Annotated in this window: 13 protein-coding genes; 7 read left to right on the forward strand and 6 right to left on the reverse strand. The window is 62.0% G+C overall.

Annotation, left to right across the window (positions count from 1 at the left end; all coding sequences use genetic code 11):
- Positions 1–77: 77 nt before the first annotated feature.
- From QUV11_RS14225 to QUV11_RS14245, 5 genes are all read right to left on the reverse strand, one after another.
- Positions 78–812 carry a FadR/GntR family transcriptional regulator gene (locus QUV11_RS14225; RefSeq protein ID WP_300883552.1) on the reverse strand — a complete coding sequence of 245 codons (735 nt, stop codon included), beginning with the start codon at positions 810–812 and terminating at the stop codon, positions 78–80.
- A 561-nt stretch (positions 813–1,373) separates the two neighbouring features.
- Positions 1,374–1,733, reverse strand: a complete 360-nt coding sequence (locus QUV11_RS14230) for a hypothetical protein (RefSeq protein ID WP_300883553.1) — start codon at positions 1,731–1,733, stop codon at positions 1,374–1,376.
- A 33-nt stretch (positions 1,734–1,766) separates the two neighbouring features.
- Complete coding sequence (locus QUV11_RS14235; RefSeq protein WP_300883554.1) at positions 1,767–2,087, reverse strand: hypothetical protein; 321 nt, start codon at positions 2,085–2,087, stop codon at positions 1,767–1,769.
- Between the two features lie 172 nt (positions 2,088–2,259).
- Complete coding sequence (locus tag QUV11_RS14240; RefSeq protein ID WP_300883555.1) at positions 2,260–3,174, reverse strand: B12-binding domain-containing protein; 915 nt, start codon at positions 3,172–3,174, stop codon at positions 2,260–2,262.
- A 129-nt stretch (positions 3,175–3,303) separates the two neighbouring features.
- Positions 3,304–4,101: an N-formylglutamate amidohydrolase gene (locus tag QUV11_RS14245; protein ID WP_300883556.1), complete on the reverse strand. Its 798-nt coding sequence runs from the start codon at positions 4,099–4,101 to the stop codon at positions 3,304–3,306.
- 11 nt (positions 4,102–4,112) lie between these two features.
- On the opposite strand from QUV11_RS14245, the gene QUV11_RS14250 reads away from it, so the two are divergent.
- The 7 genes from QUV11_RS14250 to QUV11_RS14280 all read left to right on the forward strand — a co-directional run bounded on the left by QUV11_RS14250 (position 4,113) and on the right by QUV11_RS14280 (position 12,196).
- Positions 4,113–5,066, forward strand: a complete 954-nt coding sequence (locus QUV11_RS14250) for a transglutaminase family protein (RefSeq protein ID WP_300883557.1) — start codon at positions 4,113–4,115, stop codon at positions 5,064–5,066.
- Complete coding sequence (locus QUV11_RS14255; RefSeq protein ID WP_300883558.1) at positions 5,060–5,884, forward strand: transglutaminase family protein; 825 nt, start codon at positions 5,060–5,062, stop codon at positions 5,882–5,884. Before QUV11_RS14250 ends, QUV11_RS14255 begins: the two co-directional genes overlap by 7 nt.
- Before the next feature lie 269 nt (positions 5,885–6,153).
- Positions 6,154–6,618 carry a lactoylglutathione lyase gene (gene gloA, locus QUV11_RS14260; protein ID WP_367279863.1) on the forward strand — a complete coding sequence of 155 codons (465 nt, stop codon included), beginning with the start codon at positions 6,154–6,156 and terminating at the stop codon, positions 6,616–6,618.
- 63 nt (positions 6,619–6,681) lie between these two features.
- Positions 6,682–7,101 carry a hypothetical protein gene (locus QUV11_RS14265; RefSeq protein WP_300883560.1) on the forward strand — a complete coding sequence of 140 codons (420 nt, stop codon included), beginning with the start codon at positions 6,682–6,684 and terminating at the stop codon, positions 7,099–7,101.
- Between the two features lie 13 nt (positions 7,102–7,114).
- Positions 7,115–8,746, forward strand: a complete 1,632-nt coding sequence (gene dld / locus QUV11_RS14270; protein ID WP_300883561.1) for a D-lactate dehydrogenase — start codon at positions 7,115–7,117, stop codon at positions 8,744–8,746.
- Between the two features lie 125 nt (positions 8,747–8,871).
- Positions 8,872–9,834, forward strand: coding sequence for a helix-turn-helix domain-containing protein (locus QUV11_RS14275; protein WP_300883562.1), 963 nt, complete (start codon positions 8,872–8,874; stop codon positions 9,832–9,834).
- Positions 9,835–9,943: 109 nt separating this feature from the next.
- Positions 9,944–12,196 (forward strand): TonB-dependent receptor, encoded by a 2,253-nt coding sequence (locus QUV11_RS14280; RefSeq protein ID WP_300883564.1) that lies wholly within the window; start codon positions 9,944–9,946, stop codon positions 12,194–12,196.
- A gap of 98 nt (positions 12,197–12,294) precedes the next feature.
- On the opposite strand, the gene QUV11_RS14285 is transcribed toward QUV11_RS14280, so the two are convergent.
- Positions 12,295–13,116, reverse strand: a complete 822-nt coding sequence (locus QUV11_RS14285; protein ID WP_300883565.1) for a hypothetical protein — start codon at positions 13,114–13,116, stop codon at positions 12,295–12,297.
- Positions 13,117–13,129: the final 13 nt, after the last annotated feature.

Here is a 13,129-nt window from a genome sequence, read left to right on the forward strand (position 1 = left end):
GTGTTCACGTCAACCAATGGAAAATACCAAAGTGCAATCAAGCAATATACCAATTGGTCTGAAAGGTGACGCGCCCGTCAGGATGCCGATGACAGGAAGCGCTCACGGCTTTCGGTGATCCTCTGCTCCATCTCCTCGAGCGCACGCTTTTCGGACACATCGAGCATGGCGCCAATCAGCCGGCGGAAATGCGAGCGCATTGCGTCGCGCGCCCGGGCCGGATCACGCGCCTTCAGCGCATCCAGGATGTCCTGGTGTTCGCGCGCGCGGATATTGGCATCGGCATCGCAGACCGATTCATACATGTGCTTAACCTCGGGGAGCTCTTCGCGCATCCGCCACAGCGTCTCGATCACATGGACCATGGCAGCGTTGCCCGAGGCCCTGGCGATGGTGGCATGAAACTCCTGATCGGCCTTGGTGGAAATGGCTTCGTCACGGCTTGCCATCTGGTTCAAAAGGCCTTCCAACTGGCCCAGATCTGCGTCGCTGATGGTTTTGGCCGCAAGCGCAGCACCTTCACTTTCAATCAGCAATCGCGCTTCGGTGACTTCGAACGCGCCGACCCCCGGCAGGATACCGCTGCTCCGCGGCTGTTCCGGGCAGACGTAAACGCCAGAACCGGTCTTGATCTCGATCCGTCCGATCGCCTGCAGCGCGATTTCCGCTTCCCGGATTGTCACCCGGCTCACCCCAAAGCGTTCGGCAAGCTCGCGCTCACCGGGCAGCCGCGTTCCCGGCGGAAACGTGCCTTCATCAATCAGTTCGCCGATCTGGGCGGCAACACTATGAAACAGGCGCTTTTCGGACATCTGCTTGGGGCTTTCCTTTTGACGCGATGGCAGCCTCACCACCAAGCCACGCTTAACCAATCTGCATACCAATTGTCGACCACTTCATGAGTTGGCGGCTGAATGTTTGGGCACATCGCGATCAACATCAGCGCAACAGACCGGCCTGCCACCATTTTTGCAGAGGCTCTTCTGGGGCTGGGACTGACAGCATGCAGTCGAAACAAGGTCTCGCCTGCAAAGCGTGTCGATGGTAGCGGCACAAAACCCCCTTTGCTTAGGACTCCGCCATCGCCGACGAACGCCCTCAATCGCTAGGCAGACCGCAGCGGCGGTTGCTGTGCCGGATGTATAACGGCCGCACGGTTCCCATCATCGTCGATGGGCGGCCTTTTTTGACCTACAAGGAGGCAAGCCGGTATCTCCTGTCGCTTGCCCAAGACGAGCGTGAGAAGGCGTATCTGGAAATGAGAAGCGCCGCGGCGCTTGGATCCGGGATCGAAGAGTAGCTTCTGGGTGCTTGGTCCGCGATACCTGCCGCTGCTCCGCCAATGCGCGTCATGCGGCAATGTGACGCCGGGTTTACTGAAACCGCAACGTGTTCTCGAACCCCTCGTTGGCCTTGGTCATCTTGGCGAGTTTTCTCAGATTGGCTCGAACATATCTTTCGAAACGCCGATCGTCATAAATGCCGGTGACCTGATACTCATCCTGAGCCAGCAATTGCTTGAGACGATCGGCGAACGCGGCCTGATCGTCCTTGTCGGCAACCATCCTCAGGCTTCGGCACACCCATTCTTCAGCGGCAGCCTTGTCATAGTCGTCCTGAGCCGCATACCCCCGCCTGTCGGCCGCAGCCTGATCGAGACGCGCCGCATCGACGCGGCATTCGAGCCACTTGCGGACGTGTTCGCCGTTCCATGCTTTCGATGAAAGGCTCATCAAGGTCTCCTGGTCGGGTTGAGCAACCTCTGGCTAGTTGCCATCTGCATCGACCATGAAAACCATCGGCTTTCCACGAGACGCAGGCTCCCAGCCGGCATCCAGCGCGGCCTGAATACCCCGGGATACCATTGCCTCGCTGATCTGAAGCCGGCCTCGCTGCATGCCTTTCAGCAGGCGTTTGGGCGGGGGAAACTCCAGCAAGGCTTCGCGCTGGGTATGCTTCTGCACCAAGGCAACGGTGAGGCCTCTCCAGCCTTCAGAATCGCACCATTGCGGCTCGCTCCGCATCTCCCACTCATATTGAAACCCGCCGACGTCGACGATACCGGAAAGTCTGTGCACGTTGGTCATGCTGCCATGCCTAGCAGGTCTATGCGCACAAACCATCAGGCAGGTGCGGATTGATTGCCCGTCAGCCGCGTATTGTCGGCGCAGACTGCAGCAGACCACAGCGCGAACTTTTGGAGCATTGGCGGTATCGCCTTGCAGACCGGGGGTAACAAGCGGGAGGCGAGCCTTGAAACTACCGGGCGTCAAAATCCCGCAGGCCCTTGCCGTGGACGGTTGCAGCGTCAAACAGCTTCTGCGCCACCAACACGGCAGTCGGTGCGCTTGGTGCGGTGGCGTCGGCTCCGACATGCGCTGCCAGGGCCGGGTCTGCGCTGAACAGCGGCCCGCCCACCATGATGCCTATGCCGGGGTTGATCGACCGTTGCCGGATCAGTCTGATGGTCGCTCTGAGGCTTTCGATCATCTGGGCCGAGCCAGCGGTCAGGCCCGCCACCGCAAACCAGCGGCTTTCCGAAGCAGTGGCGATTTCTTCTGCCGTGGCTGCCGTCTCTGTTTGAACTTTCCAGCCAGATGCCAGCAGGAACCGTTCGACCATCGTGACCCCGAAAAAGTGCTGATCGCCAGGTGTCATGGCCATGAGGACCGTGCGCCGCGTGTCCAGCGAGGGCGCCGTATGGGAATTGTTGAACACCGCAAGCAGCTTCTGAAGCCGTGCAACGCCCAGCGTTACATCAATGAAATCGCATTCATCGTGGTCCCACATCTCGCCCAGATGGCGAGCGGTCGGTTCAAGCAATTCCACAAAAAGGGTTTCCATGGAAATCCCGCGGTCTCGCAGGACCATGACATATCCAACGGCCGCTTCAAGATCGTCGCCCAACACGATATCGGCCAGTCCAACGATATCGGTCCGACCGGGCGCCAGGGCTTCAATCAGCAGATCGACGGGCGGGGCGGTCGGGACGACGTGGGTATGCAACCGCAACAACTGCGGAATGACCCTGTTCGTGATAAGCTGAGCCAGCTGACCTTGGCGGACCGCGACATCATCGCGCTGGTAAATCTCCGGTGCGATGAAATGCGCCTCCAACTGGTGCAGGCTCTCGCGATCAATCGGGGGAACAATGGCCGACGCAGCTTGTCCCAAGAGAATCTCCTGTTTGTTCGATACGTCGCAGCTTAGGCCGGGAGAACAGCACAACGCGCGCATGCTGTCGAGGACTGATCGGCTTTGCGCTTGCGGACATTCTCGAGCAGAGCGATCGGCGTGGCGGTGCTAGGCCGCCGCGCCTGCCGATGCGATCCCGTTCAACGCCGTTTTGCAAGCCGAGCAGAGCGTAAGGCTCCAAGCTGCGACGCCGGCATCGTCGGCAAGAAGGTCCTGCCGGATTTCGATCTCGGCATACGGCAGGCCGGCCGCGTAGGCGTGTCGCGGCACGCTGTAGTCAGTAGCATCCATCCGATAGTGCTCGTTGTCGCCGACGGTAATGTCCGGGCGCGCGGCGAGGTCTGCGAGCAGTGCCTTCGCAAAACGCGTGTCCCCCCCGTCGTAGAGGATGCCGACGTGCCATGGGCGTGATGTGCCGCCCAGCGTGGGGGTGAAGCTGTGCAGCGCGAGAAGTATCGTCGGCTGCGCCGCAGCGGAGCGGCGAGCCAGCTCTGCCGCGATCCGCGCATGATAAGGCGCATGGATGGCTGCAGCCCGGGCGCCGAGGCGATCTGCCGTGAGCGCGGCATTCCCCGGGATTGCGCTACCGTCCGACACGGCGGGCGCCGCATCAGGATGATCGGGGTCGCGGTTGCAGTCGATGACGAGCCGCGAATAGTGTTGAAAAATGAAAGGCGCATCGAGGGCTTGGGCGAGCGCCTTCCCGAGGGCGTACACGCCGATGTCCCACGCGATGTGGCGCACGCGGTCGGCCTCCCGCAGCCCCAAGGTCCCCAAATGCTGCGGAATCGCGTTTCCGGCGTGATCGCCGACGATAAGGAACGGAGACCGTCCGCCCGCGTTGAAGAGCCTAGCTGGCGCAGGATCGGCTGCCCCGAGGAGGGGGTTTTCAAGAAGCGTCACCATGAAAGCCTTTCATGCCCTTGCTCACGATCCGCCATACGACCGAATATCGGTATCGCCAACCGGTGGCCTTCGGCGCACACAGGATCATGATGAGGCCGCGCGAGAGTTTCGACCAGCGCCTGGTGAAGGCCGACCTCGATATCTCGCCCCGGCCGAGCGAGTTGCGATGGTTGCATGATGTGCTCGGCAATTCGGTCGCCATCGCCTTGTTCGATACCCGCGCAAAGAGTCTGAAGGTCGTGAGCGAGATGACCCTCGATCATGCGCCGCTCGAACGCGAGCAGATCGACATCCAGGATTATGCCCGCCATTTCCCCTTCACTTATGCCTCCGAGGACATGCCCGATCTCCTGCGCTCGATCGAACGCCAATATCTCGATGTCGGACGGGTGATCGATAGATGGGCGAACGATTTTCTGCGCAAGGACGGACCCACCGACACGCTCGCGTTGCTCACCGACATGGCGACGACGATCAAGCAGCACTTCACCTATGTGCCGCGGCACGAGAAGGGGACGCAGTCGCCGATTGAAACGCTGACCTTGCGTCAGGGGACGTGCCGCGACTTCGCTGTCCTCATGATCGAGGCGGTCCGGGCGCTCGGACTGGCGGCCCGTTTCGTATCGGGATATCTCTATAGCCCCGGCCGCAGCGAAGGTCGCGTCGGCGGTGGCAACACCCATGCCTGGGTGCGCGTGTTCCTTCCCGGCTCGGGCTGGATCGAATTCGACCCCACCAACGGCATCGTCGGCAGTCGCGGTCTCGTTCGCGTCGCGGTCGCGCGCGATCCCTATCAGGCGGTGCCTCTTTCGGGGAGCTGGAGCGGTTTTCCTGCCAGCTACCTCGGCATGGACGTGACGGTCGACGTGGTGGAAACCGAAACCGGAAGCGATCCTGCCAACCGTTCAGGCGGAGCCACCAACACCCGGAGTACCGGCAATATGAGGAATTCGGAAACGTGCTGATCAGAGCTGGATTTGAAATACATTTTGAAACCGCCAGTGCGACGCCGATGATGGCGATGCTCAGCATCCATCCGTCGCGGCAGAAGGACCTGCAGACTCCGCAGCAGATCGAGACCACACCGATCATTCCAATCTACAATTACGAGGACAGCTTCGGCAACATCTGCACCCGGCTCACCGTTCCGGCGGGCGGCGTCACCCTGTCGGCCGATTTCGTGGTCGAGGACAGCGGTCTCGAAGATATTTCCGCTCCCGACGCGCCACCGACACCGGTCGAGGAGCTTCCCGATGACATCCTGATCTATCTGCTTGGCAGCCGCTATTGCGAGACCGATCGCTTGATGGGCGTCGCCTGGGCCGAATTCAGCCAATTCGCGTCCGCGCGCGACCGCGTCGATGCGATCGTGGCGTTTGTCCACAATCATATCAAGTTCGGCTATGAACATGCGCGCTCGGACAAGACCGCCTGGAACGCCTATCAGGAGAAGCAGGGCGTATGTCGTGACTTCGCCCATCTTGCGATCACGCTGTGTCGCTGCATGAACATCCCTGCTCGCTATTGCACCGGCTATCTCGGCGATATCGGCATCCCGCCCGTCGATGCACCGATGGACTTTTCCGCCTGGTTCGATGCCTATATCGACGGTGATTGGTACACCTACGATGCGCGCCACAATCGGCCGCGTATCGGCCGCATCCTGATGGCGCGTGGTCGTGATGCGACCGACACCGCGCTCACCACGGCGTTCGGACCTGCAAAGATCACGTCTTTCCTGGTTCACACCGACGAGGTCGCCTCAATCGAAGCTGCGCCATAACGGGATCGCGGTGTAGCCCGGTCCTCTTGTTGCGGGTTTGGACCGCAAGCGGCGGCCTGAAGCCGAGATGCAGGCGCGTGATCATCGACAAGGTCTCGGCCTGAGCACCTTTTCCAGGTTGGCTTGCGCGATTGGTCGTACCCGTCTGCACACAGGGGCAAGAAGGGGGGGCAAAATTTGCCTATCTTGCACCCATGCAGTTGAGCCAAATCGACGAGCGCTATCGCGCTCCAGCGCCCGAAACCGGCGGCTACGTCTTTAACCAGACGATGCTGCGGGTGAAGGACCCGGAGGTGTCGGTTGCGTTTTATCGCGACGTCATGGGGATGCAGCTGGTCAAGGCTATCCCGTTCGAGGCGTTTGCTTTCACCCTGTATTTCATGGGCTATATCGATGGCCCGGAGGCCTATCCGGCGACCGAGGGCGACCGGTTCGTTCACGCTTTCGGCCAGCCCGCCATGCTTGAGCTGACCCACAATTGGGGCACGGAAAGCCAGCAGGGCGCCGTGTATCACGATGGCAACGCTGCGCCCCAGGGCTTTGGCCATATCGGATTTTGCGTGCCTGATGTCGACGCCGCCTGCGCGCGGTTCGAGGGGCTGGGTGTGGAGTTCGTCAAGCGGCCCGGCGACGGCAAGATGAAGGGCATCGCCTTTATCAAGGACCCCGACGGATACTGGATCGAGATCTTGAGCAGCCGCGATATCGCGCAGGTTGTGGCATCGGTCGGCTGACCGGCAACGCACAAAGGGAGTGGAACAATGAATCGCAGCTTTTCACCGGTAGAATGCCGTGCCGTGGAACTCGACAAAGTCGCCTGGGTACCATTTCCCGAAGCACTGAGCGCCGGTGGTATCCGGTGGAAGCTCCTGAATGTCGCCCCCGAGCTCGGGTCCTGGGCTGCCATTTTCGAATGCCCGGCGGGGTCTTCGTTCAACAGCCACCACCATATCGGCCCGGGCGAATATTATCTCACCAAGGGCAAGATGGAGGTGCGTGGCGGGTCCGAGGATGGCGGTGACACCGTGGTGGCTCCCGCTTATGGCTATGAGGCGACCAGTGCCTTCCACGGAAGGACCTATTTCCCCGTGGATTCGGAGTTCTACATGACATTCCTGGGCCCGCTGCAGTTTACCGACGCGCCCGGTGGCCAGACCATCGCGCTGGTCACCTGGGACAGCGCACAGGCGGCCTGGGAGGCCTCGCAAGCTGGATAACGCCTATGAGGAATTGCGACGCGGGCTGAGCGCGATCATCGGGCATCGTCACGTTTTGCAGGACTATGCGCGCGCGCGGGCCTACACCACCGGATACCGTCATGGATCAGGCCGCGCAGCGGCGGTGGCGCTACCGGGCAGTCTGGTCGAGCTTTGGCGGGTCGCGCGCTTCTGTGCGCAGCGTGGGACGATCATCATCGTCCAGGCCGCCAACACAGGACTCACCGGGGGCTCGACGCCCCATGGCGATTATGACCGCCCGGTTGTGGTGATTTCGACGCAGCGGCTGGGCGGGGTCTTTCCGATCGCGGATGGATCGGAAGCCATCTGCCTTGCCGGGAGCACCCTGACGCAGCTGGAGCGGGCCATCGCCGGCCATGGCCGCGTTTCGCATTCGGTCATCGGGTCGAGCTGCATCGGTGCGTCGGTTGTCGGCGGCATCTGCAACAATTCGGGCGGAGCGCTGGTCGAGCGCGGCCCCGCTTTCAGCGATCGGGCGCTTTTTGCCCGCGTCGGCGCGGATGGATCGCTGCAGCTTATCAATGAGCTTGGCATGGATCTCGATGGCGACGCCGAGGCGATCCTCTCCGATCTCGAAGCCGGGGCGTTCGCGCCCGTGGCGCGCATGGACCCGCCCGGCCACCCGTACGAGCATCACGTCAGGCAGGTCCGCGAGCCCACCCCGGCGCGGTACAATGCCGATCCGCGCGGGCTGCGCGATGCATCGGGCAGCGCCGGCAAGGTGATCGTGTTTGCGGTGCGCGTGCCCACCTTTCCAGCGCCTGCCCGCGAGCAGACGTTCCTGGTAGCCACCGATGATGCCGATGCGTTGGCAGAGCTTCGGTTGGCGCTGCTTGATCCAGCCCATCCCCTGCCCAGGCAGTGCGAGTACATGCACCGCGACGCCACCGCACTGGCGCTGTCGCACGGCAATGATGTCGCCGTGATGCTGCGAATGTTCGGCGCGCGCGCGATGCCGCAGATATTGCGCGCACAAAAGCGGCTAGCCTCGGTCATCGGCAAGCGCGCAACCGACAGGCTGGCGCAGGGGATGGGGCAGATCGCGCCTGGCCCGTTGCCCGCAAATGTCTTGAAACTGTTCTGCGACCATGAACACGTTCTGCTGCTGACTGCCGCCGATGCGGCGGTGGAGCCAGTGCGACGGGTGGTGGCCGCGCGCGGCAATGACCTGGTGGTGCGAGAGCTCAGCGCGGGTGAAGCCGCCGCCGCGCTGCGCGTGCGTTTTGCGGTCGCCGGGGCGGGGGTGCGGTATCGCGATCTCGCGCCTGAAAAGGGCGATCTTGCCGCGCTGGACATCGCGCTTCCCCGCAACGCACGCAACTTCCGCCTCGAACTGCCACATGGATTGGGGCGGCAGGTCAGGCTGCGCGCGGATTATGGCCATTTCCTGTGCCACGTCTTTCACTGCGATTTCCTGCTGCAACCGGGGGTGGACCGCAGCGCTTTCGAAGCCGAAGTGAAAACTCTTGTCGAAGCGGGTGGCGGCCAGATGCCGGCTGAACACAGTTTCGGGCACCTATATGAAGCTCCGGACCATGTCGTCGAATTCTATCGTCGGCTGGACCCAACGAATTCGCTCAACCCCGGCGTCGGACGGACTTCCAGACACAGGAATTGGGCATGATCGGATGGGGCCGATTTGCCGGTTTGGATTTTTGAGCGCAGTATGCGAGTTACTGATTCGATCGGCACCGGCCAATTCCGTTGCGTTTGGCGATACGAGTGCTCGACGGGGTGGGGGAGGATGTCATGGCGTCCAATATCGAGAGCGCACGCGGGCCCGTCGTCGGTGCCGCACACAGCATGGCCGAAAATTACGACGACTGGGTGCACAAGCTGAACCAGACGTTCGGCACATGGCGGGCCGATCTCGCCGCGCACCGTAGCTTTGCAGCCTCTGTCAGAATGCAGACGCTGCCAAGCATCGCCGTGGTCGATTGCCGCTGCGACCCGTGTGGAGCCACCCGGTCTCGCCGCGATACGGCCGATGTCGAAAACGAACAGCTCACAATCCAGCTGGTGTTATCAGGCCGCGAGTATATGCGGCTCGGAGAGCAGGAAGCGACGCTCAATTCGGGCGATATCTTCGTATGGGACAACACCCAGCCGATGCGCTTTGAAGTGCTGGAACCGCTCCACAAGCTGTCGCTGGTGCTGCCTCTTCAGCGCCTCAAGGACTGGATGCCAACCGGTTGGCGCGATCTTCCGCGTCATCTGCGTGGCGGTGATCCGGGGACGGAGATGCTGGCAGGCTATGTCCGGTCAATTTCGCAGATCGATTATGTCCACAATCCGATGCGCTACAATGCGCTGATCGAGGCTGCGATTGCGATGCTGGTCGCCGCTGTCCCCACCAAGCCTTCGGAAGGCAACCACCGGATTGCCCAGCTTGAGCTCGTCAAGTCCCGGATTCTGCGGCGATTGCGCGATCCTGAGCTGAACCTCAACGATATTGCCGCCGAATGCCGGATGTCGCTGCGCTATCTGCACTGGTTGTTCGAGGCGGACGCATGCACGCCCTGGAGATATGTGGTTGGCGAAAGGCTCGAGCGATGCAGGCGTGATCTGGTCAACCCTGCCTTCGCCCATCGCAGCATCACCGAGATCGCATTTTCCTGGGGCTTTTCCAATGTCGCACATTTCGGACGCAAGTGCCGCAGCACGTTCGGCATGACACCCAGCGAATTGCGCGCGAAAGCATTGGCGGGCTAGGTCAACGGCCGGCCATCTTCACTTTTGCACTCGCCAGATTGCACGCAATGCGCAGCACGGCGCACACGAACCCGGCATTCTCCCAGAAAATACGTTGAGGGAGAGAGGCATGCCACACACCACCGTTCCGCGTCCAGCTAGCGTCATGCGCGCTGCGCTATTGAGTGCATCGGCATTGCCCCTGCTCGCGCTCGCTCCCGTCACCCCCGTATTTGCGCAGGATGGTGCGGCGGCCGCTGAGCGCGAGCAGGCCTATCCCGGCGCGATTGTGGTGACGGCCCGCAAGCGGGCGGAATCGACGCTGGAGGTTCCAGAGACGGTGAACGCTTTTGGTGAGGCGCAGATTGAGCGCGCCAATATCCAGGACATCGACGACATCGGCCTTGCGGTGCCCAACCTCCAGCTGAGCACGCGCACCGACGGATTTCCCAACGTCACCGTCCGCGGTCTGGGTGGGTTTGGCAACACGCAGGGCGTGGGCTTCTATCTCGACGATGTTCAGCTCTTTGCCGATGCCGCATCCCGGTTTGGCGATCTTGAGCGGATCGAGGTGCTCAAGGGGCCGCAGGGAATTCTCTACGGCGGATCGAATATCGGCGGCGCGGTCAAGTTTGTCAGCAAGCGTCCCGACCCGAGCGAGCTGTCCGGCCAGATCGTCGCGCGCGCGGGCAGTTTCAACTTCTTTGACGGCCAGTTGGAGCTCAACCTGCCCTTGAGCGAGACCTGGGCGGTGAAGATGTTCGGCTATGCCGAGACCGACGACGGCTTTTTGACCAATCCTCGCACCCCGCGCCAGAATGGGCGCCGGGCCGACGCGAGTGCGGACATCGGCAGGCGTGAACAATATGGCGCACGCCTGGCGCTTTATGGCGATCTTGATGGAGCAGAGATCTACCTGACCGCGCGATACAACGAGCTCGATGCGCCGAACGACCCGTGGATTAGCGAACTCGACGGCAATTTCCGCTACAGCCGTCTCGTCGATACCAGCTACAATCCGCGTAATAACCGCGAGACCTTCGGTTTGACCGGCCATATCGATATTCCGGTGGGCGATCTGGCAATCCAGTCGATCACCTCCTGGTCCGAAACCCGGTCACGGCGCCAGACCGATCTCGACATTCAGCCGGAATTCGTCCTCGACCTGTTCAGGCCAGAAGATTTCACGGTCTTCACCCAGGAGTTGCGCCTGTCATCCGATGATAGCGGGCCGTTCGTCTGGCAGATCGGCGGCTATTATGCGCATATCGACCGCGATCTCGACAGCGTGCTGATCATCCGCGAAGGATTTTGCTACCTTGACCCCGGCACGTGCGGACCGCTGAGCCAGCAGGATGATGTGGTCCAGGCCGAAGTGCCCTTCGAGGTCAGCCGTCGCACGCGCGAGCAGATCGCCGGGTTCGTCAATGCCTCGTATGACCTGGGCGGCGGGTTTGAGCTGGGCGGCGGGCTGCGCATCGACCGCACCAGATCGCGCCGATCCAATCTCGACACCGGGCTGTCGGGCGTCGCCAGCGAGACGGTGGTGCTGGGCCGCGCGTCGATAGCGTGGTCGAGTCCCGACAAGACGTCACTGGTCTACGCCAATTTCTCGCAAGGGTTCGAGCCTGCGGACTTTTCGCTCACCAACCTGACCGGAGCGCCGACGTTGCTGGGCTACGACAAGGAGACTGCGGACCAGATCGAGGTCGGCTACAAGGGCCGGCTGCTCGACGATGCGCTCGTGTTCACCATCGCTGCCTTTTACATCGACTATCGCGACCGCCAGTTCGAGCTTCAGGCGGTGGACCCGGCAACGGGCGGCTTCGTCGAGGGTGTGGTCAACGTGGGCGATTCCATTCAGAAGGGCATTGAGTTCGACTTCACCTGGGCCTTGGTCGATGGGCTGACCTTTACAGGTGGTGCGGGATGGATCGACGCGTCATGGGACAACGGCGTGGTCTCGCCGGTGACCGGGCGATCGCTGGCGGGTGCGCAGCCGCCCAACGTGTCCAGGTTCAGCGCCAGCGGTGCGCTCGAATATGATGGCACGGTTGGAACGGGGGAATTCTTCGTGCGCGCGCAGGGCCGCTACAAGGGACCCAGCACCACCAACGCCCAGTTTTTTGATGTACCGGGCGACGCCTACCCGATCTTCCGAAACCCTGCATTCTTCGTCGCCGATCTGTCGGCCGGGTTGGAGTTCGGTTCGATCAAGCTGGGCGTGACGGTCGAGAACCTGTTCGACGAGCGGTACTTCAACGACGTGCAGGAGTTTCCCAACTTCGCTGGCAGCCTGAACCCTGGAGAGCCGGGCAACATCATCATCGGGACACTCGGCCAGGTCCGCAGGGTCATCGGCTCGGTTGCATTCAAATTCTAGATGGCGCCGATCGCCTGAATCGTATTGCGGCAGGCAGCGATCGCTGACCGGGCTGCGAGCGGTGTGCGGTTCCCGAGCGCGGCCGGCCTTGGGGTGGCTCACGTCTTGGCTTCGGCCAGCCCAGTCCGGCGCGCAGGAACAGCCCGCCACCCCCACCGGAGAGCGACCGCGGCGGCGATGGCCGCGCCGAGCGAAAGCATCGCAATCGGAATATGGCCGAAAGCCACAAAGACGATCTTCCACGCCACAGTGAAACCGAGCGTTTCGAACAAGAACAATTGCGTCAGGTTGATCGCAGCAGCGACCAGCCAGGGCGCACCGTCTCTGCGACGCCGCGACCACAGCCACAGCGCTATCGCTATCGCCGTCAGTCCGCCCAGATGAATGCCCCAGCGGAACATCTCAAAATCCTGCGGTCCCTGCATGCTGAGCCCCGGCACATACCGGGGGTATATGCGGCTGAGGATCGGGCCGACGAGAAGCAACGGCGTCGCCAGCAACCATCCCGAATGATGGGCGACGCGGCGCCTGTCTTTCAACGCCATTGCCGTGAGCGCGAGAAATCCCAACGCGGCAACAAGATCATAGCTGCCGAGCGAAGGACCCCAGACATTGTAGAACACGTCCTGCCCCGACCCCGTCGCGATCGCCATGCTGTGCATCGCGCAAACGCCCCCGACGAAGAACAAGGGCACCATCACAAAGATCGCAAGGCCCAGGCTGCGATGCAGCGTGCGGCGACCGGTATCGATCGCCCAGCTCTGTGCAGCGATCAGCAAGATCCACGCTGTCGCGGTGACGGCATGGACGTGCGACGAGACCTTCGCCGTGCCGAGCTGCGAGAAATATCCCGGCCAAAATGCGACCGCGGTTACCGCGAGGGTTGCGAGACACCAGAACCATGCATGGCGATAGGGCATCTTGCGTCGTTTC

The sequence above is a fragment of the Blastomonas sp. genome, assembly GCF_030373265.1.
In the GTDB taxonomy this organism is placed as follows: domain Bacteria; phylum Pseudomonadota; class Alphaproteobacteria; order Sphingomonadales; family Sphingomonadaceae; genus Blastomonas.

Excerpts from the sequence above, each read along its gene's own strand:
- QUV11_RS14225 (WP_300883552.1), bottom strand. The coding sequence starts at position 812 with ATGTCCGAAAAGCGCCTGTTTCATAGTGTTGCCGCCCAGATCGGCGAA.
- QUV11_RS14230 (WP_300883553.1), bottom strand. The coding sequence starts at position 1,733 with ATGAGCCTTTCATCGAAAGCATGGAACGGCGAACACGTCCGCAAGTGG.
- QUV11_RS14235 (WP_300883554.1), bottom strand. The coding sequence starts at position 2,087 with ATGACCAACGTGCACAGACTTTCCGGTATCGTCGACGTCGGCGGGTTT.
- QUV11_RS14245 (WP_300883556.1), bottom strand. The coding sequence starts at position 4,101 with ATGGTGACGCTTCTTGAAAACCCCCTCCTCGGGGCAGCCGATCCTGCG.
- QUV11_RS14250 (WP_300883557.1), top strand. The coding sequence starts at position 4,113 with ATGCCCTTGCTCACGATCCGCCATACGACCGAATATCGGTATCGCCAA.
- gloA (WP_367279863.1), top strand. The coding sequence starts at position 6,154 with ATGCTGCGGGTGAAGGACCCGGAGGTGTCGGTTGCGTTTTATCGCGAC.
- QUV11_RS14275 (WP_300883562.1), top strand. The coding sequence starts at position 8,872 with ATGGCGTCCAATATCGAGAGCGCACGCGGGCCCGTCGTCGGTGCCGCA.
- QUV11_RS14280 (WP_300883564.1), top strand. The coding sequence starts at position 9,944 with ATGCCACACACCACCGTTCCGCGTCCAGCTAGCGTCATGCGCGCTGCG.
- QUV11_RS14285 (WP_300883565.1), bottom strand. The coding sequence starts at position 13,116 with ATGCCCTATCGCCATGCATGGTTCTGGTGTCTCGCAACCCTCGCGGTA.